The organism is Psychrobacter sp. CX18 (assembly GCF_057396215.1).
In genome coordinates, this window is record NZ_JBXYJH010000010.1 from 12261 (window position 1) to 33348 (window position 21088).

The window sequence follows — 21088 nt, forward strand, 5'->3', positions numbered from 1 at the left end:
AACTGACCGGTCATATTTCATCAATGATTTTTATCAATTTATATTCTTATAATAAATTCACAGAATGGTTTCGAAATTGCCATTTATTAAATTGATAACCTTTGGTTTTAGCTCGACTAACCAGAGGTTTTTTAACAGTTATAAAGTTCTGCCTAAAGACACAATACAAACTCACGATAGGTTTAGATCACTTAAACAAGCTAGGAGCGAAAATGATAATAGGCACAATACAAGCCAAGCAGGCATATGAAGGTCGCGTTGCTATCACACCCGATTCCGTAAAAAAACTGACCAAACTTGGTCATGATGTGATTATTGAGTCTGGTGCTGGTCAGCATGCCTATTACGATGACACCGCTTATACCAATGCAGGTGCCAAAGTCGTGAGTGAAGCGGACGTGTTGTCTCAAGCAGATATCATTTGTGTGGTACAAAACCTGACAGCAGAGCAAATTACTCAGCTAACTAGTAACAGTATCGTCATTGGTATGCTCGATCCCTACCGCAATGATCAACTCGATAACTATGCCAAACAGGGCACCACCGCTTTTGCGATGGAGTTATTGCCTCGGACATTGTCTCGTGCTCAAAACATGGATGTGCTGTCCTCACAGGCCAACCTTGCAGGCTATAAAGCCGTCCTTATGGCAGCCAATGAGTATTCGCGCCCCTTTCCAATGTTTATGACCTCAGCAGGTACGGTTAAACCTGCAAAAGTCGTGGTACTAGGGGTGGGGGTAGCTGGTCTTCAGGCCATTGCTACTGCCAAACGCCTAGGTGCTGTGGTAGAGGCCAGTGATTTACGTCCGTCAGTCAAAGAACAAGTCGAATCCTTAGGCGGTAAGTGGCTAGATGTGCCAATGAGCGATGAGGAAACAGAGAAAGCGAAATCCACAGGTGGCTATGCTTGGACGCCCTCTGAGCAGTATATGAAAGATCAAGCACAAGTGGTCGATAAAGCCGTATCTAATGCCGACATTGTTATCACTACGGCTCAAATCCCTGGTCGTAATGCGCCACGTCTGATTCATAAGACGACGCTAGATAAGATGAAGGCTGGCTCAGTGTTAATCGATATGGCAGCGAGCTCTGGCGGGAATGTTGAAGGCACTGTCTCTGGAGAAACCGTGGTTACAGACAATGGCGTCCGTATTATCGGCGCCGCTAATATACCCGCAACGCTAGCTGCCCAGTCATCTGACTTATATGCCAACAACTTAGTTCACTTTATCACCACCTTATTTGATAAAGAAAATAATAATGCCTTAACGATCAATCTTGAAGATGAGATCCAAGGGGCATTGGCAGTCACTCATAATGGTGAAGTGCGTTTGCAGCGTAAATAAAGGACTGTGAATTTACGCGCTTAAAGTGTGACAGGTCACACTTGCTTGACTATATTTTAGAAAGATATTAGGAGAAGATTATGCTTGCTACACTATTAGCAACCGCACCGCTGGGGGTCGCTGTTACAGGGGGCACCCCTTTTGTGGCGATATTTACCATTTTCGTGCTTGCCATTTTTGTCGGTTACTACGTTGTCTGGGGCGTTACCCCTGCTCTACACACTCCTTTAATGGCGGTGACCAATGCATTATCTAGTATTGTAATCGTTGGCGCCATGCTACAAACCATTCATATCGACGGCAGTCCGTTTTCAGTGACGAGCATACTAGGTGCTTTTGCCGTCTTTTTAGCCAGTATCAATATCTTCGGTGGCTTTGCGGTTACTGAGCGTATGCTTGCGATGTTTAAGCCAAAAGCAAAAAAAGCCAAACCAGTAACAGACTCTGAAGGAGGTGATGCATGAATCCAGCGACTGACTTAACCCATATGAACTGGATTGCTGCTCACGCTGACTGGTTTTATCTCGTTGGTGCAATCTTATTTATTTTGACCTTACGTGGTCTATCAAGCCCAAAGACGGCCATCCGTGGTAATCGTTTTGGTATGGTAGCGATGGCAATTGCTGTCATTACGACCTTCTTCTTAGCGGAAGGTCCTGTATTATGGCTTATAATCGGTGCCATGATATTAGGTGCTTTGGTTGGTATGTGGAAAGCGAAAACAGTTGCCATGACCCAAATGCCAGAGACAGTTGCATTAATGCACTCCTTCGTTGGTTTGGCGGCAGTAGCGATTGCCCTTGCTACCGTGTTAAATACCACCCACGATCACAGTACCATTGCGCGTATTGAGCTATTCATCGGTTGTTTCATTGGTGCTATTACTTTCTCAGCGTCAGTCTTTGCCTTTGGTAAACTGGCCGCTAAAAAGTGGGCCAAAACGGTAGGCGGTGCATGGGTCAAGCCTGTGCAACTGATCTTGTTTATGGCTATGATTGCGTGCGGTGGTATCTACTTTGTCACTGAATCAATGCCTGCGTTCTACGCGATGACTGCTTTTGCCGTGGTATTCGGTTGGATGTGGATTGCGCCGATCGGTGGTGGTGATATGCCCGTTGTGGTATCGCTATTAAACTCATTCTCTGGTTGGGCAGCGGCAGGTATTGGATTTACATTAGGTAACTCAATGCTGATCATTGCAGGCTCATTAGTGGGCTCGTCTGGGGCTATCCTGTCATACATCATGTGTAAAGCCATGAACCGCTCACTACTAAATGTATTATTTGGTGGTATGGGGACAACAGCTGCCGTTGCTGACGAAGGTGATGGTGCACCTAAGACCTACAAGTCAGGCTCAGCCGAAGATGCAGGCTTCTTAATGAGTAATGCCAGCGATGTTATTATTGTACCGGGTTATGGTATGGCGCAAGGTCGTGCTCAAAATGCGGTAAAAGAGCTATATGAGCTCTTAAAAGAAGAAGGCGTCAACGTTCGCTTTGCTATCCACCCCGTTGCTGGCCGTATGCCTGGTCACATGAACGTACTACTTGCTGAAGCGGATGTGCCTTATGACGATATCTTGGAGATGGATGAGATCAACTCTGACTTCCCAAGTACTGACGTAGTATTGGTAATCGGTGCAAACGACGTGGTTAACCCTTCGGCCAAAGATGATCCAAACTCCCCTATCTTTGGTATGCCAATTTTAGAAGCATCTAAGGCACAAACCGTTATGGTTATTAAACGTTCAATGAGCACAGGTTATGCCGGTCTTGATAACCCCTTGTTCTATCTTGATAAGACCATGATGATCTTCGGCGATGCTAAGAAGATGGTGGAAGAGATGGTACGTACCATTAATGGCGGTGGCCATTAGGATTAGGCAGTGCTATAAACACTGCAATTAGAATAATGTCTAAATATTCTACTGTCTTAGTAGGAATTAAGCAGAAGTCACCTTTTTAACCATCAAAAGACAGCGAAAGCTGTCTTTTTTTATGCGTTAGATATGACCTCACTATCCTGATTAGTGTCTTAATCCACAGCACTGATAGCTAATATGACAATTAGCCCATCACAAAAGATGAGTGCAAAAGTACACTGTGTGAGCTCGGCCAGTCTGTCAAAGCCACGAATGTGACGAATATGTCTTAGAATAATGATGAGAAAGAATTACTAACAAAACACCCCTAATATTGTCCAATAACGACCTTGGAAATGTAACAAAGTATGACCATATATAAGGTATAGTAGTATTCAAACCTGACCCTGTTTTAAGCACCCTAATATTAAAGGAAACCCCTTATGTTAAATAAGTTTAAACAACACTTGTCAAAAAATTCTAAAGCCAAACAGTTAGTGGCGGGTATTGGCTTGGCCACTGCCACAGCTGTCGCATCCACTACCGCTATAGCAGCTGGGACATTGACACCGTCTACTGCAGATTATAACTTTACTGCAGAAAGCAAATATAAAGGAACGGCCACACGTAGCCTTACTAAATCTGGAAATACTTGGACTTACAAAGTCAATGCTCGCGTCGCAGGTGTCGCAACCGCCAACCAAAAAAGCACCTTTACCATCAGTGGTAACAGCATTATCCCAACCAGTGCCAGTACCAGCTATAAAGTATTTGGTGTCGGCCGTACTCATAACATGAAATTTAGTAACTCTGGAAAAAGTATAGCCAGTACTTATCGCGGTAAGACTTCTAACTTATCTGCCCCAAATAGAGCCTTTGATGATTTGAGTCTTGAAGCTCAGATTAGACAAGATCTGTTAAACGGGAATTTTACGGGCAACTATTATATGGTTAAAAAAGATAAAATCGAGAAAACACCCTTTAAGAAAGTAGGCAATACCAAGATTACAGTTCCGGCCGGGACGTTTGATACTGTTCGAGTCGATCGTATCCATGAAGACAGTGATCGCTCAACCAGTTTTTGGCTTGCTCCAAGCTTAGACTACTTACCCGTGAAAGTTCAGCAAAATAATGATGGTAAGAAGATGGAAATGGAACTGACTAAAGTTCGTTAAGTATAAACTTTATTTTTTGACCTCTATCTAACTTGCTCTATTTATCTTGATGGTTTTTTATTTCTATTTTTAAACTCAGTTTTTGATGACGTTATAAATAGTACAAGTTGATAGTACAAAAAAGCACCACTAGATGATCTAGTGGTGCTTTTTTACTGCCTAAACTAATTTAAAACTAAGCATTAGAGCAAGTGTATAGAGATAACCATCTAAAGCTTGCAGATAATGATTTAAAAATAAGGATTACCTAACTTAGCCAAGTCCACATTTTATGCTGCACTTACATTGCCCAGCTGCACTTTATGACGTCTGGCTTGCAGCAAATAAATAACCGCATATAAGCTCACGCCAATGCCATAACTGACATATTCATGAGGTAAATCCAACCAGCCTTGCACCATATTTGGAATCATCAATAGTATGGTAATCGCTATCAGCAGTATGACCTCTAACCAGTTAGTTTTGACCCTAATCCACCTTTGAGTCGCTGATGAAAACGCCAACATACCTAATACGGCCATACCAAATATCAACCCAATCTCAAATGGATTAGTAATCCATTGCCAGCCTGCTGGATCTTTAGGATTGGTAGGGTCCACACCATCGATGAGTAATAGCTTACTGTTGAAAAAGAACATAAAGGGTAAGATAGCGGTACGGATATCATAAGCAAAACCCTGCAACCCTGTCTTTATTGGATCTGATTTTGCTATCCCTGCTGCCGCATAAGCGGCCATTCCCACAGGCGGAGTATCATCCGCCAAAATACCAAAGTAGAATACAAATAAGTGAGCCGCAATGGCCGGTACCAAGTACCCTAAATCGCCACTTAATCCTAAAATTACGGGTGCAGTCAACGACGCCATGACAATATAGTTAGCCGTTGTTGGAAGCCCCATACCTAAGATTAGCGAGACCACTGCAGTCAATGCCAATACTGCCAGTATATAGCCGCCTGATAATACCTCAATGACATCTGCCAATATCAGACCAATACCCGTGATGGTCACTGAGCCGACCACTATCCCTGCCACACCAGTAGCGACGGCAATAGGCACCATATTTTTAGCACCATTAATCATGCCAGCCACAATATCGACAAATGCAGTTTTGGCATTATCAACCAATCGTAAGCCATTCTTTGACCACAGTGACTTCACAAAGGGCTGCAGCACCATAATTGCCATTAATACCAAGATACCATTAAAGGCAGCGCGCTGAGGTGACATTCTTAATACGACTAAGGTGTACATTAGATAAAAAACAGGCAACAAGTAATGCAAACCACTGACAAACACCGTCCATACTTTAGGCAGTCTATCTTTCGCCTCCCCTTTAATGCCTAATTTTTTTGCCTCTAAATGCACAATATAAAATAGCGCAATATAGCTCACAAATGCAGGTATGGCGGCTGCCATTATCACGCCAGCATAATCCATACCCAAGAACTCTGCGATGATAAATGCCGCGGCACCCATGATAGGCGGCATCAACTGACCATTTGTCGAGGCAGCAACCTCTACTGACGCAGCTTTGTGCGCTGGGAACCCCAAACGCTTCATAAGAGGAATAGTGAACGTTCCCGTCGTTACTGTATTGGCAATAGAAGAGCCTGATATGATACCCATCATACCTGAGGCTGCTACGGATGCCTTAGCGGGTCCCCCATCATATCGTCCCAGTGCAGCATACGCCAAATCAATAAAATACTTACCTGCTCCAGCACGCTCTAATAAGGCGCCAAATAAAACGAACAAGAAAACATAACTGGCACTAACGCCCAATGGCACACCAAAGATACCTTCTGTCGTCAAAAACATCTGGCCCATCATTTTATTTATGCTAGCACCTTTGTGCGAGATCATCTCTGGCATAAATTGGCCAAACTTCACGTAGGCTAAAAATGCCAATGCGATAACCGCTAATGCGGGTCCTAACGCCCGGCGCGACGCCATTAAGAGTAAAATTATACCAGCGATAGCGGCCCAGACATCTATAGGTAACCAAGCGCCAGAACGGGCATTCAAATCATCATAAAATATAAATATATATAACGATGTCCCCGCCGCCGCTATCGCCAACGCATAGTTCCAAATTGGAATACTGGTCATGGTCTTTTTGGTGCGGAACATGGGATACATTAAATAGGTTAATGCTAATGCAAATGCCAAATGAATAGAGCGCACGAATACGTCATTTACGGGTAGTAATACGACATATAGTTGAAAAAATGACCAACAAAATGCAATCAGCCCTATGATCATGTAGCCTAAAGAATTGGTCGGTAATACACGTTTTCCCTCTAGAACGTCCGCACTATCGCTCTCGGCTATAGCGTCAATATTGGACAATTCATTATGGTCTGTAATGGATGCATCCATGCCATTAGAAGTTGTAGTGCCGTCTGTATCAGATACGCCGTCGTGGCGATTGTTATTCATACTATCCTCCGATGATGTCTGAAGTAGTACAGTCATAGAACGTTATAATCGATACTACAGTCGATAGAAGGTAACCGAGTGTCAGTACACGCATACTGGTAAAAAAAGACTAACACTGTGGCGTTCTATACATTCTTTGGCTATACCTTTTAAGACATCGGGTAGTGGTAGTGATATCATTCCCAAATTAGAAACAAGCGTTATACCATTTTGATAATCAGTTTAAGCTTATAAAGGTTCTGGTTTTCAAAACGGATATAAAAAAATAAGCACAGGTAAAGCTACCTGTGCTTATATAAAACGTAATAAGTCATAATATGGCTTAAGACTCAGCGCTGGCGATGGCAATACCTTCTTTCTCAAACACAGCTGCTGCTGCTGGATGTTGAGGTACCGCTAAACCATCAAGTAATGATTCTTTTGTAATGTTTTTATAAGCTGGATGTGACTCTTTAAACTCATCAAAGTTGTCTAATATAGCTTGAGTAATCGCGGTTACAGCATCATCACCAATATCTTCACGGGTTACCAATACGGCTTTAACCCCTAAACTAGGAACATCACTTTCAACACCTTGATAGTCTGAGGCTGAAATGACACCTTTTGCATAGTAAGGATTGTCAGCAATAAGTTTATCAATAGCAGGACCATCAATAGGAACTAGATCAATATCCACGGAGTTGGCGGCATCTTTAATATTTGCCGTTGGGTGACCGAACATACCGAAATAACCATCGACCTTTTTGTCTTTCAGCATCGTTGGGCCTTCAGAAGACTTCAACTCATTGACCAAAGCAAGATCATCTAGGCTAATGCCATTCGCATCAAATACTGCTTCCGCTGTCATCCGCGTACCACTTCCTGGTACATCGATATTAATACGCTTACCTTTGACGTCTGCTAATGTCGCAATATTTGCGTCTTTACGTACGACTAGTGCTAATAACTCTGGATAAATAGCTAATACACTACGGAGCTCTTTGACCGGCGCATCTGCAAATTTACCTTCACCATTAAACGCTTGAAATGCGGTATCACTTTGGCTAATACCAAAATCAAGCTCGCCGGCTTTAATAGTATTCACGTTATATACCGAGCCGCCAGTGGACTCAACAGAACAGCGAATAGGAGACTCTGCTGCTTTGACCATACGGCAAATGGCACCTCCAGTTGGGTAGTAGGTGCCAGTCACACCACCCGTGCCGATAGTGATAAATTTTGTCGCTTCAGTGCTACTCGTTTCGCCACTGCTCTTTGTCTCATCAGCAGGTTGAGTACAGCCAGACATCAATGTTATACCTAGAGCCATAGCTGTTAATGTTGGAAATAATTTCATGGGTACCATCCAATTTGATTAATTAACGTTCAAAATATCCTTATCAAACCTGATATACACAAACTGATAACAATATGTTGCAATTCATTAATACTATTATAATTTGATTACAATGTCTAGCACTCTTAATTTATAATAAAAAATTTGAAATTATTAGATTTGCCCATTCATTGAAGGTAAACGCTTTAGAAGTTTGAATAACCACAAATTAACCAATATCAGTAGTACGAGATCAATCAAATATACCCACAGCACACTAAAGTTAATGTCGTAAAACCTTTCAAACAAAGTGACACCACTGGCGCCAAAATACACTAAAGTCAATATGCTACTTATTAAGAGGACATAAGGGGATTTACCCTTTACTATCCAAGGGGAGATAACGAGGGCGGGGATTAACCACAGCCACTGCCAAGCAATCCCCCCAATTATATTAGGTTGAGTGCTCAGCAACAATCCAAGCAATATAGGAAGGGCTAAGCCTCGATAGATGAGCCATACCAGCCAACCTGCGCGCAATTTTGCTTGCATCTTAACAATGCCCGTCAAATCGCTTGAATTACCTTTAGATCCGCTGGACTCAGACGCATTGTTCTCGGTCTTATTATCCATGACCTAAGACCACTTGGCATTGGATAATGCTTGAGTCGCTTGAGCCAAACGCTTACCTTGAGCAATCGCCAAACTACGCTCATCTTGAGTCACGGGCTGATCATGGGCGCTGCCACTGACATGAGTGGCACCGTAAGGCGTGCCTCCACGATTGGTACGTCCCAATTCTGGATTTGAATATGGCAGGCCTAACACCATCATGCCATGATGCAAAAGTGGCATCATCATGGTCAATAAGGTCGTCTCTTGACCCCCATGCAATGATCCGGTACTGGTAAATACACAGGCTGGCTTATTCTGTAAATTGCCTGCCAACCATAAGGTCACAGTCTCATCCCAAAAGTGCTTCATTGCCCCGGCCATATTCCCAAAGTGCGTGGGACTGCCTAATGCCAGTCCAGAACAGTTTTTTAAGTCTGACATGGTGCAATAAAGATCGCCTTCCTCAGGAATGGCAGGTTTAGCAACTTTGGTTTCGGTAGTGACGGCAGGTACAGTACGTATACGCGCTGTCAGTCCCGCATCTTCGATACCCTGCGCTATGGCATAGGCCATCTCTTTTGTGGTCCCATGCTGTGAGTAATATAAAACCAGAACATAATGGGCAGGCGCGGTGTCAGTGGGGGCAAGTTGAGCTGTCATATTCTTTTCATTCCTCGTATTTAGTATTTATTTATTGAGCATTCAATAGTCATATGAAGATCGACTTTTGGCGTTACATGACTATATTAGGGCGTGTGGAACATTCGCAAGTTAGCACTGCTGATAGCTAAAATCGTTCCAGACTAGGCGCAAACTGACGCTAATGTCTAGACCTTGGCTAGGTTTGTAACAACGTCTGGGGCAATTTTAGTATCAGCCCTGAGAACGGATTAAGCAAAGCACTGCTTTGCCCGTTCGCAAGGTGAGAGCTATGCTCGAGTGAGGGCGGGACTCTTTTTTGCCAATATATGGCGGCTTTTAAAAATTTAGGGTTCTAACTTAGAATGACTAAGCGTCAAAAATTTCACTGCATATTGACTAAAAAATAGTCTCCGCCAGTGCCATGGTCGAATGTTCCACACGCCCTAAGATTAAAATATAACTAAAGATGAGATGTCACTCTTTGTCTACGGCTTTAGTTAAGAAATGAGTAGCACTAGGTCTACACAAAAAATGTTTTTAATGAGGTATTTAGACGGTTTAGTTCACTCATTATTATGTCATAATCCGTTATCATCGCCTCATGAAACAAATACTTTTCACGGTTTATAAAGTCTGTCAAACAGATATAGATTTGGACATATTTGAATATTTAACCGACTTTAGCCAAATTTTGATAAACTAGCCACAATTTTATAAGACTCAGTACATTGCTATGGAAAAACTATTAAAGAAACTGCCTTTTTATGACCATACCTGGTTTAATTTTTTGCGTTTTTTAGTTCGTAATTTTTTAAAAGATAACTGCCAACAAAAAGCAGCTTCTTTAACCTATACCACGTTATTATCAATTGTGCCTATCTTAACGGTACTGTTGATGATTTTATCGTCTATACCCGCTTTAGAGTCTGTACGAGAGCAAATATCAGACTTAATCTATAGTAACTTGTTGCCGCAATCAAGCATCCAAGTCTCACAGTATATAGACGACTTTGCAGAAAAGTCCACCAATCTCACTGCGATTGGTGCAATGGCATTGTTTATCACTACCATTATGACTTTGACAACTATTGAACGTGCTTTCAATCAGATCTGGCGTGTTGAAAATCGCTCAGGTGGCATAAAGAGCATCCTACGATACTGGACTATTATTACCTTAGGGCCATTGGTTCTAGGAACGGCATTTATTGTGTCAAGTACGGTGCAAAGCTTAAGCTTCTTGAATCAACAAGTGCTAGGCTATGGTATCGACTGGGGCTTTTGGGTACAAATTGTGTCTTTCGCGGTCACTATCGGCGGCTTTATTGGCATGTATTGGTTTATCCCTAAGGCGAAAGTACCGCTAAAAAATGCTGCAATTGCTGGTGTGTTTGTGGCGGTTACTTTTGAGCTACTCAAATATACCTTTGGTATTGTGATGACAAACTTTACCAGTTATGAAGCTATCTATGGGGCATTTGCCGCACTGCCTATCTTCTTATTATGGGTTTATTTGTCTTGGAATTTGATACTCATCGGGGTAGAGATCAGCTATAGCTTAACCATCTTTGCGACAGGGGAAGTGTACCCTCGCCATCCTCTTCTGAGTCTACTCGATATGCTCAACTTGATATATGACCGCTATCAAGAAGGCGATGCAACCTCTGAACAAGAACTGCGAGATGTGTTAGGTCGAAAAGAGCTGCCCAAATGGTTTACCTACCTCAACTATCTTGCTGACAGTAATTTAATTACCATCACTGATGACGGCTGCTATGTTCTAAAAAAGGATCTCGATAACATAACGTTATGGGATTTTTACCGTACTCTGCCCTATCCTTTACCCATTAAAGATGAGCTTGAGGAAATGCCGTCTCATCTGCAATATCCTTGGCTGACGATGTTGATACAGCGCTTTATTAAAACTGAGAACTGCGCTAAAAGCGAGCTTGATATTCCGTTATCTCAAGTCTTTTCTCAAAGTCCACCTCGTCAAAGAATTGAGCCTTCCGAGGGTGAAGGGGTAAAGGATGATATTATCAGTCATAAGGTTGGTCATAATGAGGTTAGTCATAATCAGCAACCTCTCAATGAACCAGCTTTAAAAAATAATGCCAAAGATAAATTTGAGGCTCAACCCTTTGACCCCGATGCAGATGCCGTCGCCGATACTGATGATGAGCAAGCAGCGAGCCCACCTGATGCTGACTTAGCCGCTTTAAATAGTCAGGTTACAAATAGTCAGGTTAAAAGTAGTGATGTGACAATCAGCCAGATAAATAACAGCAGTGTTAAAAGCAGTCAGGTTAAAAGCAATCAGCCACTAAACAATGAGCCACTAAACAATCAGGATATAAAGCCGACATCTAAAAAGAAACAAAAATCTGGCTTATTCTCTTTGTTAAGACATGAAAAAGATCAGCCCATTATTACCGAAGAGGACAATCCCGATAAATAACGAGACAGACTACCACATACTATAGTCAAAGAAGTCTAAAATGGTTACAAGGCAACCGAGTGCAAGTAGCAAGTAATACGGGAGTAAGCTTAACAAGGTTAACGCCGTAACCGTTTAGTAGTTCGCTGACTATACAACTCAGTAAACACATCAACTCAATAAAATACTTAGGATGAGAATAGACATCATGGAGCATGCTACAGGACTAACCATATTAGAAATAAGTGCAATATTTTTAAGTATTACCGCCTTACTCGCTTATATCAATCAGCGCTTTATTGGTCTACCGACCACTATTGGGGTGATGGTTATCTCCTTAGTCGTGTCAATCGCGGCAATATTTCTAGGATTGCTTGGCTTTGATGAGTTGATAGATTATGAAAAAGGTTTATTGGCTGAATTAGACTTTACTGAAGTTCTGCTAGATGGCATGCTGTCCATGTTGTTATTTGCAGGTGCCCTGCATGTTAATATTACTGACTTACGCACCTATAAATTGCCTATTGGCGTATTGGCCTGTATTGGTACAATCGTCTCCTCTTTTTTAATTGCGGTTGCTGTATATTTTATAATGCCACTCCTTGGATTTGAGTTGGGCTTTATTTGGTGCTTACTATTTGGCGCATTGATTTCTCCCACAGACCCTATAGCGGTGATGGGAATATTGGCATCTGCTGGCGCACCTAAAAGTTTAGAGACGGTCATTGCTGGTGAATCGTTATTTAATGATGGTATTGGCGTGGTGATATTTGTGCTATTACTAGGCATTTTGGCCAGTGGTGATATCCCCACTATGTCTTATGTAGTCCATACTCTGGCTGTTGAAGCGGGTGGCGGCATTTTATTTGGTTTAATCTTAGGTGGCATTTTATACTATTTACTCAAAAGTATTGATAGCTATCAAGAAGAAGTGCTACTGACCTTAGCAGGCGTGCTAGGAGGCTATGCATTGGCCAGTCATTTCCATCTATCAGGACCTTTAGCCATGGTTATGATGGGTCTAATGCTAGGTAATCATGGACGTACGTACGCCATGAGTGATGAAACACGTCATTATGTCGATCTATTTTGGGAATTAATTGACGAGATATTAAACGCCATCCTTTTTGTATTAATTGGCTTAGAAGTCGTTATTATCGCCTACTCTTTCAATATATTTGTCGCGGCAATATTGGCCATTATCATCGCCTTGGGGGCTCGCTTTGTGGTGGTTGGCTTAACCACAAAAAGCTTGAGAAAACAGCTTGATCTTCCTGTTGGTGCTTGGAAAGTGCTAACCTGGGGCGGTCTCCGCGGCGGAATTTCGGTTGCGCTGGTTCTACAGTTGCCAAGTGGTCCTGAAAGAGATGTCCTACTAGCCTTAACGTATGCGGTGGTTATCTTCTCAATCTTAGTACAAGGGCTTAGCATAGGAAAAGTGGCTCGAAACCTACCGACACAGCGAAAAACTAAAGTGCTCAAATAGTAAGCGCTTTAAAAGACTAGCTTTTAATACTCTCAGGATTTTATAATCAAAAGATACTTTTAAGACTATAGTAAACTAGGCGTATAGAAGGTTATGATCTGAGATTATAACGAGCATGGGGCTCTTAACGAACCACAGACTTGCCCATGATGGTCACATCTGCCAAAAAATCTCCCATATTACAGACTTTAGGCAATATGCCCCAGTGTTCAAAGCCAAACTTAGTGAACAGGGCTATACTACTAGTATTATGAGCAAATATTAGGGCAAGCACCTGCTCAATACCAAGACTAGGCGCTTGCGATAGCATCCACTGCAATAACAAACTAGCCAGACCACGGCGGTGGTATTGATTGCTCACGTAGATACTAATTTCACTACTAATGCGATAGGCAGGGCGGCTTTTGACATCACTAAAGCTCCCCCAAGCCAGTACGTCACCCTGTACGTTTTTGATAACATAAAGCGGACGCTCAGGACGTAACCGATGCTCATCAAACCACACTTGTCTGTCTGCCACGGTGATAGGTTCAAGATCGGCGGTTGATTGTTTGGTGAGGATACTTTGGTTATAAATATCCACAATTTGTGGTAAATCAGTCGCCGCAGCAAGTGAAATAGTAAACGAGTCACCTTTTTTATCGTGTTGTTTTGATAATATGATCGGCGGCTCATTATTATAACTTATACAGTTTTTAGAACTTTTAGAGTTATTAGAGTTATTAGACATAAGCATTAGTCTTTAAAAGTTAGGGTTATAAAACAGGGTCATCTAACACGCTGATATAAATAGTTTCATTATTTTTAGTAGCGTTTTAGCGTTGTTTTCAACAGCGTTACGTTAGATTTTACATTATAATGTGACCTATTTTTTTGATATATATTGGCACAACATTTATTATTCTGAACTTCATACACTGGGTTAAAGTATACTCATTGTGTTAATCGATAAGGCTTTATGAATACAATTTTTTTAGACTTAGACCAAATTGACTCTCTTATTGGTGGCGATAACTTGCCAAAAGCCAGTGTGCTGACTATTGGTAATTTTGACGGTGTTCACCTCGGTCATCAAGCGATGCTTGAGCAGCTAAAAACGACGGCGAAAAAGCACAATCTTGCGACAATGGTGATGATATTTGAACCACAACCCCGTGAGTATTTTGCTAAACTAAAAGGTGACCCGCAGTCGGCACCTGCGCGGCTAACCTCTCAATATGAAAAACTTGCTTTGTTGACACAGTTTGGCATTGATACTGTCGTCATCGCTCAGTTTAATGAGACATTCCGCTCTCTATCAGCGACAGAGTTTGCCGATATATTAACCCATAAATTAAATGTCACGGCCTTAGTACTGGGGGATGATTTTAAATTTGGCCATGATAGAACCGGTGATAGTGAGTTCTTGCGTCACTATGGCTTACAAGTGACCAATCTGCAAACCATTACTGATAGCCAAAGTGATGGACTAAATACTGAGGCCCTAAATACTGATGCCCTAAATATTGAGGCCCTAAATAAAGAAACCAAAAATATTGAAGATAGCCAAAATAATAAAGATACTGATATTAATAAAGACAAAGCCTCCACAGAGTCTTATGCCCCTGAAGATAATCGTATCAGCTCGACTAGAATTCGTAAGCTGCTATACAAAGGCGATTTAAACACTGCCAATCAATTACTCAATCGCGCATACAGTATTATTGGCAAAGTCGTTAGCGGCGATAAAATAGGTCGTACGTTAGACTTCCCAACTGCCAATATTGAGTTAAACCGTCTACGTCCTGCATTACGCGGGGTTTATGGTGTTGATGTCGTTGTCTTGGATGACGCTGGTGAGGTCGTTACCGATGCTTTTGAGAATATCGCCAAGCCCAATCAAACTGGTATTGAGGGTCTACGACCTCATAGCTTGTTTGGCACCGCCAACATTGGCATACGCCCTTCTGTTGACAAGCCAAATGATTGGCGACTTGAGGTATTTTTCCCTGAATTTTCAGGCAACTTATACGGAAAAACTTTAGAGGTTAGGTTTTTACACTATCTGCATGAAGAGCGTAAATATGACGGACTTGAGGCGCTAAAAGCGGGTATCCAGCAAGATGTGATAGATTTAGTCGCCTGGCGTAAAAGTGCACAATCTTAAATATAGAAAAAGTTAAAATCCCCAGTTTTCAATAGGTAAGAAGCACTGCTTTTTATCAGGGGAATTTTACACCTACTCGCCTTTAATTAAGTCAACGACCCTACTAGCCGCTTTAAAACAACTTTCAATACGACCTTCATCACACCAGTCGCCCGTTACTATCCACTGTTTTTTTTCATCATAATAAACCAAGTCTGTATTGGTCTGCTGTGGTGTGGTCGCCGCATAGCGCCAACGGTGACAATCTATGTGTTCAGGAGCCGACGAATCATCCCAACCAAAAACCTGCTTGGCCTCTCTTAACAACTCTCTTTGCACCTGCTCAATATCGTCATCAACATGCGCCTCAGCCCACTCATTATTAGCATGTATCGTCACACTGGGTAAGATGTCTTTACGGTTAGGTTTATGATGCTCAACAAACACACGACCTAAAGCTAATCTATCATCTGTGATTTCAAGTACATCCCACTGTGGATTTATTAACGCTTGCGGCACCTCAGTACCGTCAAGCCAGCCCAACATCAGCGTATAACAGGCCAACATTTGAGGGTGACGCATGGCTTGATTGTGCTCAAACGTTGTCGCTTCAAATAGCTCAATGGCTTGACCTTGAGGCGCCGTACATACTAGCCAATCATAACGACCTAGACCATTGCCTTGATCATCTACAAGCTGGGTGGTTGGTGTTTGATAAGATCTATCAGACAACCTTTTATCCTGTATACACTCATTTGGCAAATTTGCTAATAGTTCATCAGATAAAGGCGCTATTCTGGTTTTATAGTGAATAGTGGTGTGCTTTAATTGACTGGCAATAGCGCGGCCAAAGCTGGTCATCTTTGGGCTACCAATATAGCGCGGTTGATTAATATGCCATTGACCCGTAAATTTTAATAGTGCAATATCCAATGTGCTAACTTCTGCGGTGTTCGCCAACCAAGGTTCAATCACACCCTCTTCTAGCCAGTAAGACAGATAAGACTGAAAAGCTTGGCTTTTAGCAGTAAAAAACTGTGCCCCAAAGTCAAACTGCCATTGACGGGTATCCTCAGCTTTACTGTTAATTTCAGCGTCTACTATATCTGGCTTTTTATAACGAGTCGCTAAACGCCCTACACCAGCCGATTTTTCAAAGATTGTAATTTGAATAGGTTGCGCTGCTTGATGATACGCCTGCTCCAATAGATGAGCCGTCATTAAACCCGTCAGACCACCGCCAATAATAGCAATCTGAATTGGGGTCGAATTATTTTCACTATCATTTGATGTTGGTATGTCTGTCATGGAGGTGTCTTGTGAGGTTATCGTCATAATGAATGTCGTCGTTCAGTGTAGGTACTGGTTAGGGGTAATATAATAATTATATGAGCGTATAAAAATAACCCCTAAGAATAGCAAACAAAAGCGTCATGTATAACGTTTAAACTGTAATAAAACAGTATATTTGGCGAACTTATAAAGAGTCACGGCGTTAACTTGTTATGCCTACTTCAGTAGTACTTGCAATCGGTTGCCTTATATCTCAAATATCTGACTATGACTATACTTTAAAGTTCATTGACTATATTTATCAAAAAAACCACCGCCTAGCTAGAGTAGACGATGGTTTTTAATATATAGTCAGCGAACTACTAAACGGTTACAGTGTTAACCTCGTTAAGCCTACTCTAGTAGTACTTGCACTCGGTTGCCTCGTAACCATTTTAGACTTCTTTGACTATACGTTAACGTTTAAACTGATTTAGGCGGATTTCACCGTATTAATTAAGTCTTCAACGACACTCGCTTCTGCCAAAGTTGATAGGTCTCCTAGACCTTCAAACTCGCCTGTCGCCAGTTTACGTAATATACGGCGCATAATTTTACCCGAACGCGTTTTTGGTAGGGCATCAACAATATATATCACATCGAGGTTTGCGATAGGGCCGATCTCAGTACGGACATGGCGATTGAGCTCACTACGCAGTCTCTCGGAGTCCTCTTCTCCATGTTTTAAGACAATATAAGCGCAGACACCTTGACCTTTAAGATCATGCGGCATACCCACAATGGCCGTTTCGGCAGCAGCAGGATGCGACACTAAGGCACTTTCAATTTCTGCGGTACCGAGGCGGTGACCTGACACGTTAAGAACATCATCAACACGTCCCGTAATCCAATAGTGCCCCTCTTCATCACGCAGTACCCCATCCCCTGTGAAGTAGTTGCCAGGATATGCACTATAATACGTCTCTAAGAAGCGTTTATGATCGCCATAGATGGTCCGCATCTGACCTGGCCAACCGTCGGTAATAATTAAGTTACCCTCACCAGAGCCTTCTACTTCCACACCCTCTGCATTGACCACCGCAGGCTTAATGCCATATAGCGGATTCATCGCAGCGCCCGGCTTCATATCCACCGAATTAGGAATAGGCGCCATTAACACCCCCCCCGTTTCAGTCTGCCACCACGTATCCACAATAGGACAGCGACCTTCACCGACGACGCTATGATACCAGTCCCATGCTTCAGGGTTAATGGGCTCTCCCACCGAGCCTAGCAGACGTAAACTTGAGCGGTCTGATTCACGGACATAGGCATCGCCCTCCTTCATCATTGCCCGGATAGCGGTCGGCGCCGTATATAAGATACTGACATCGTGTTTGTCTATAATTTGTCCAATACGCGCCCACGTCGGATACTGTGGCACCCCTTCAAACATAACCGTCGTTGTGCCATTTGCGAGCGGACCATACGTGACATAACTGTGCCCTGTAATCCAGCCGACATCTGCTGTACACCAGAACACATCGTCCTCTTTGATATCAAACACATCTCTAAAGGTAGACAGCGCATACGTCAGGTAGCCACCCGTGGTATGAACCACGCCTTTCGGTTTACCCGTTGACCCTGAGGTATACAATAAGAACAGCGGATCTTCCGCGTTCATTGGCTCAGGCTCGCATTCCTCTTTTGCATTATCAATCACCGTATGATACCAGACGTCACGGCGTCCACTCATAGGCACTGAATTACCCGTGCGGTGTACCACAATGACTTTTTCGATGCACTCTGTACCATCCACATCCAAAGCTTTGTCCACATTGGTCTTTAGTGGCGTATGCTTACCCCCGCGTGTGCCTTCATCGGCAGTAATCACAAGCTTAGCTTGACTATCAATAATACGGCTTGCTAAGCTTTCAGCGGAAAAGCCGCCAAACACAACGGTATGAATAGCACCAATACGCGCACACGCCAGCATCGATACCACCGCCTCTGGCACCATTGGCAAATAGATAACAACTCTATCACCCTTGCCAACGCCCATTTTGCGCATGGCATTACCCAATCGGCACACTTCAGAATGCAGCTCTTTAAATGAAATAATCTTATGCAGTGAGGGATGATCCCCTTCCCAGATAATGGCGGGCTTGTAAGGATTATCCGCTAAATGACGGTCGATACAGTTGACCGACACATTCAGCACCCCATCCTCATACCATTTAATCCTGAAATCCTCTAAGTCAAAATTAACATCTTTGATCTTCGTTGGTTTTTGTATCCAATCAACCAGCTCAGCCCGCTTCGCCCAAAAAGCTTCATTACTTTCTGGCGACTCTATGGACTGTTGATAGGTCTCGGCATATTTTTCAGGGGTGATATTGGCTTGAGCAGCAAACTCAGCACTAGCTGGAAATTTATTCATATTATAAAATCCTTTTTAATTAACGATTATTTCAAATAACGCAACTTTCATAACACCGTGTAAAATGTGTCGGTGTTATCATGATAAAATGCGATCCATAGCAAAGGTTTCATCATCTATGCTGACGGATCTAACACCCAAACTAGAAATTAACCTATCAAAGAAGACAAGTCCAAACGTAAAAAATCAAACGCGACAAATAATAAGTTTAATGCGCCTGACCGAGTCTACCAAGAATAGGCTTTTATTAGAAAAGGGTTAAGCGTTCGTTGTAGTCAGTCTGGGAAGGGTTTGATAAGGTCTATGATAATGGAATAACTTGAAGGTCTTGAAGGAGGCGCTTAAGTATCGTTGACCGCCTTCATCCATTTAAATTGTCCAAGCCCTATCCCTGTGACTTTAGTACCTTCTAGTTTTACTAGATTTTGCTACAGTTGTAAACTGTTATTTTTTCTAACTGCCTATATTGTTTATGGTTTTTATAGCCTTTGTATTGTTAGCACTATTTGTCATCGCTTTTAGAAATCTTATTAAACATAGCACGTTATTAAAACAGTCTCCTTACTTTATAAAAAAGACAAATTCATGAACTCAAGCCAAACTATCGTAGACGCTCCCAAACATAGCCAGAAAACAACTCGTAATACCAGTACCAACACTCAACCGACAACCACCGTCGTAGATGCACTCATCATAGGGGCTGGCGCATCAGGGCTATACTGCGCCTTTACTGCAGGTCAGCGCGGACGCTCGGTTATGGTCATTGACCATGCCAATAAAGCGGGTAAGAAGATACTCATGTCAGGCGGAGGACGCTGTAATTTCACCAATTATGTGGTCGAACCAGAGCACTTTATCGGCAGCAACGCTCATTTTTGTAAATCAGCATTAACACGATACAACCCGTGGGAATTTATTGGCTTAGTCGAAAAGCATGGCATCCCCTATCACGAGCGCGAGCATGGACAGCTGTTTTGCGACGACTCCTCAAAAGACATCTTAAATATGCTACTGGACGAGTGCGCTCAAGCTGGGGCTAAAGTGCAATTAAAAACCACGGTCACCGCTATCAAGCCTATAAAACAAAACGAGGCGTCACAAGGACAAGGCTTTCTCGTTGAAACCTCAAAAGGTACTATCCACTGTGCCTCCTTAGTTATTGCCACTGGTGGATTATCTATCCCTACAATGGGCGCCACAGGATTTGGCTATGAGGTTGCCACCCAGTTTGGGCATAATATCCTAACCACTTCGGCAGGCTTAGTGCCCTTTACCTTTACCGGAAAAATTGGCGAAACAATTGCATCTCTATCTGGTATTAGTTTAGATGTGGTGGCATTTAATGAGCGCATTAGCTTCCCTCGCCCTATGTTATTTACACATAGAGGACTGTCAGGGCCTGCGATGTTGCAACTATCAAACTACTGGGAGGTGGGCGAATCCATCCACATTAACCTGTTACCCAATAGTGATGTCAGTGCCTTACTGATTGACGCTAAATCTAGTCACCCCAAACAGCTGATTCGCAGTGCCTTAGCCGAACATTTCCCCAAGAAACTACTGATGGCATTGCAAGACTTGCATTGGTCTGATGTCAAAGACAAAGAAATTGCCAATATCAAAGATGAAACGTTAGAAGACATTGGCGATAAAATAAACAATTGGACGATTAAACCCTCAGGCACAGAAGGCTATCGCACCGCAGAGGTCACCCGTGGTGGCGTCAATACTGACGAGGTGTCTTCTAAGACTTTTGAGAGCAAGCTTCAGCCGAACTTATACTTTATCGGTGAAGTATTGGACGTCACAGGCTGGCTAGGTGGCTATAACTTTCAATGGGCTTGGGCTAGTGGTAAAGCGTGTGGCGAAGTGGTTTAGCGAAGATATCGTCAAACCTAAATTATAGTATGCTCAACGTGTAGCGTGGGTGCAATGA

The 21088-nt window shown here is 42.7% G+C and carries 15 protein-coding genes; 8 read left to right on the forward strand and 7 right to left on the reverse strand.

The annotated features are described in order from the left end of the window. Positions 1 to 212: 212 nt before the first annotated feature. The 4 genes from AC2SLT_RS08615 (at position 213) to AC2SLT_RS08630 (ending at position 4382) form a co-directional block, all read left to right on the forward strand. Positions 213 to 1346, forward strand: a complete 1134-nt coding sequence (locus AC2SLT_RS08615) for a Re/Si-specific NAD(P)(+) transhydrogenase subunit alpha (protein ID WP_486547256.1) — start codon at positions 213 to 215, stop codon at positions 1344 to 1346. A 143-nt stretch (positions 1347 to 1489) separates the two neighbouring features. Further along, positions 1490 to 1810, forward strand: coding sequence for a proton-translocating transhydrogenase family protein (locus AC2SLT_RS08620; RefSeq protein ID WP_486547372.1), 321 nt, complete (start codon positions 1490 to 1492; stop codon positions 1808 to 1810). 23 nt (positions 1811 to 1833) lie between these two features. Next, positions 1834 to 3222, forward strand: coding sequence for an NAD(P)(+) transhydrogenase (Re/Si-specific) subunit beta (locus AC2SLT_RS08625; RefSeq protein WP_486547373.1), 1389 nt, complete (start codon positions 1834 to 1836; stop codon positions 3220 to 3222). 428 nt (positions 3223 to 3650) lie between these two features. Then, complete coding sequence (locus AC2SLT_RS08630) at positions 3651 to 4382, forward strand: DUF3108 domain-containing protein (protein WP_486547257.1); 732 nt, start codon at positions 3651 to 3653, stop codon at positions 4380 to 4382. A gap of 269 nt (positions 4383 to 4651) precedes the next feature. Here AC2SLT_RS08630 and AC2SLT_RS08635 read toward each other — a convergent pair whose 3' ends face one another. The 4 genes from AC2SLT_RS08635 to wrbA all read right to left on the reverse strand — a co-directional run bounded on the left by AC2SLT_RS08635 (position 4652) and on the right by wrbA (position 9413). Then, positions 4652 to 6823 (reverse strand): TRAP transporter permease, encoded by a 2172-nt coding sequence (locus AC2SLT_RS08635; RefSeq protein ID WP_486547258.1) that lies wholly within the window; start codon positions 6821 to 6823, stop codon positions 4652 to 4654. Positions 6824 to 7145: 322 nt separating this feature from the next. Next, a complete protein-coding gene (locus tag AC2SLT_RS08640) occupies positions 7146 to 8159 on the reverse strand; it encodes a TAXI family TRAP transporter solute-binding subunit (protein ID WP_486547259.1) in 1014 nt (337 codons plus the stop codon). 153 nt (positions 8160 to 8312) lie between these two features. Further along, the gene (locus tag AC2SLT_RS08645) at positions 8313 to 8771 is read right to left on the reverse strand and encodes a hypothetical protein (protein ID WP_486547260.1); all 459 of its coding nucleotides are present in this window, start codon (positions 8769 to 8771) and stop codon (positions 8313 to 8315) included. Positions 8772 to 8774: 3 nt separating this feature from the next. Further along, positions 8775 to 9413: an NAD(P)H:quinone oxidoreductase gene (gene wrbA, locus AC2SLT_RS08650; protein WP_486547261.1), complete on the reverse strand. Its 639-nt coding sequence runs from the start codon at positions 9411 to 9413 to the stop codon at positions 8775 to 8777. Between the two features lie 715 nt (positions 9414 to 10128). On the opposite strand from wrbA, the gene AC2SLT_RS08655 reads away from it, so the two are divergent. Then, positions 10129 to 11850, forward strand: coding sequence for a YihY/virulence factor BrkB family protein (locus tag AC2SLT_RS08655; RefSeq protein ID WP_486547262.1), 1722 nt, complete (start codon positions 10129 to 10131; stop codon positions 11848 to 11850). A gap of 187 nt (positions 11851 to 12037) precedes the next feature. Beyond that, a complete protein-coding gene (locus AC2SLT_RS08660) occupies positions 12038 to 13315 on the forward strand; it encodes a cation:proton antiporter (protein WP_486547263.1) in 1278 nt (425 codons plus the stop codon). A 124-nt stretch (positions 13316 to 13439) separates the two neighbouring features. Here the strand turns inward: AC2SLT_RS08660 and AC2SLT_RS08665 are convergent, their stop codons facing one another. Then, positions 13440 to 14045: a GNAT family N-acetyltransferase gene (locus AC2SLT_RS08665; RefSeq protein ID WP_486547264.1), complete on the reverse strand. Its 606-nt coding sequence runs from the start codon at positions 14043 to 14045 to the stop codon at positions 13440 to 13442. A gap of 228 nt (positions 14046 to 14273) precedes the next feature. Here AC2SLT_RS08665 and ribF point away from each other — a divergent pair, with 228 nt between their 5' ends. After that, positions 14274 to 15461 (forward strand): bifunctional riboflavin kinase/FMN adenylyltransferase, encoded by a 1188-nt coding sequence (ribF, locus tag AC2SLT_RS08670; RefSeq protein WP_486547265.1) that lies wholly within the window; start codon positions 14274 to 14276, stop codon positions 15459 to 15461. Between the two features lie 72 nt (positions 15462 to 15533). Here ribF and AC2SLT_RS08675 read toward each other — a convergent pair whose 3' ends face one another. Both AC2SLT_RS08675 and acs read right to left on the reverse strand, forming a co-directional pair. Further along, positions 15534 to 16775 (reverse strand): NAD(P)/FAD-dependent oxidoreductase, encoded by a 1242-nt coding sequence (locus tag AC2SLT_RS08675; RefSeq protein WP_486547266.1) that lies wholly within the window; start codon positions 16773 to 16775, stop codon positions 15534 to 15536. Between the two features lie 430 nt (positions 16776 to 17205). Then, a complete protein-coding gene (gene acs, locus AC2SLT_RS08680) occupies positions 17206 to 19152 on the reverse strand; it encodes an acetate--CoA ligase (RefSeq protein ID WP_486547267.1) in 1947 nt (648 codons plus the stop codon). Between the two features lie 585 nt (positions 19153 to 19737). Between acs and AC2SLT_RS08685 the strand changes: the two genes are divergently transcribed. Continuing rightward, on the forward strand, positions 19738 to 21030 hold the full coding sequence (locus tag AC2SLT_RS08685) for a BaiN/RdsA family NAD(P)/FAD-dependent oxidoreductase (RefSeq protein WP_486547268.1): 1293 nt from the start codon (positions 19738 to 19740) through the stop codon (positions 21028 to 21030). Positions 21031 to 21088: the final 58 nt, after the last annotated feature.

Coding starts and splice junctions, on each gene's coding strand:
- acs (WP_486547267.1), bottom strand. CDS start 19,152: ATGAATAAATTTCCAGCTAGTGCTGAGTTTGCTGCTCAAGCCAATATC.
- AC2SLT_RS08685 (WP_486547268.1), top strand. CDS start 19,738: ATGAACTCAAGCCAAACTATCGTAGACGCTCCCAAACATAGCCAGAAA.
- wrbA (WP_486547261.1), bottom strand. CDS start 9,413: ATGACAGCTCAACTTGCCCCCACTGACACCGCGCCTGCCCATTATGTT.
- AC2SLT_RS08645 (WP_486547260.1), bottom strand. CDS start 8,771: ATGGATAATAAGACCGAGAACAATGCGTCTGAGTCCAGCGGATCTAAA.
- AC2SLT_RS08625 (WP_486547373.1), top strand. CDS start 1,834: ATGAACTGGATTGCTGCTCACGCTGACTGGTTTTATCTCGTTGGTGCA.
- AC2SLT_RS08660 (WP_486547263.1), top strand. CDS start 12,038: ATGGAGCATGCTACAGGACTAACCATATTAGAAATAAGTGCAATATTT.
- AC2SLT_RS08615 (WP_486547256.1), top strand. CDS start 213: ATGATAATAGGCACAATACAAGCCAAGCAGGCATATGAAGGTCGCGTT.
- ribF (WP_486547265.1), top strand. CDS start 14,274: ATGAATACAATTTTTTTAGACTTAGACCAAATTGACTCTCTTATTGGT.
- AC2SLT_RS08630 (WP_486547257.1), top strand. CDS start 3,651: ATGTTAAATAAGTTTAAACAACACTTGTCAAAAAATTCTAAAGCCAAA.
- AC2SLT_RS08675 (WP_486547266.1), bottom strand. CDS start 16,775: ATGACGATAACCTCACAAGACACCTCCATGACAGACATACCAACATCA.
- AC2SLT_RS08640 (WP_486547259.1), bottom strand. CDS start 8,159: ATGAAATTATTTCCAACATTAACAGCTATGGCTCTAGGTATAACATTG.
- AC2SLT_RS08635 (WP_486547258.1), bottom strand. CDS start 6,823: ATGAATAACAATCGCCACGACGGCGTATCTGATACAGACGGCACTACA.
- AC2SLT_RS08665 (WP_486547264.1), bottom strand. CDS start 14,045: ATGTCTAATAACTCTAATAACTCTAAAAGTTCTAAAAACTGTATAAGT.
- AC2SLT_RS08655 (WP_486547262.1), top strand. CDS start 10,129: ATGGAAAAACTATTAAAGAAACTGCCTTTTTATGACCATACCTGGTTT.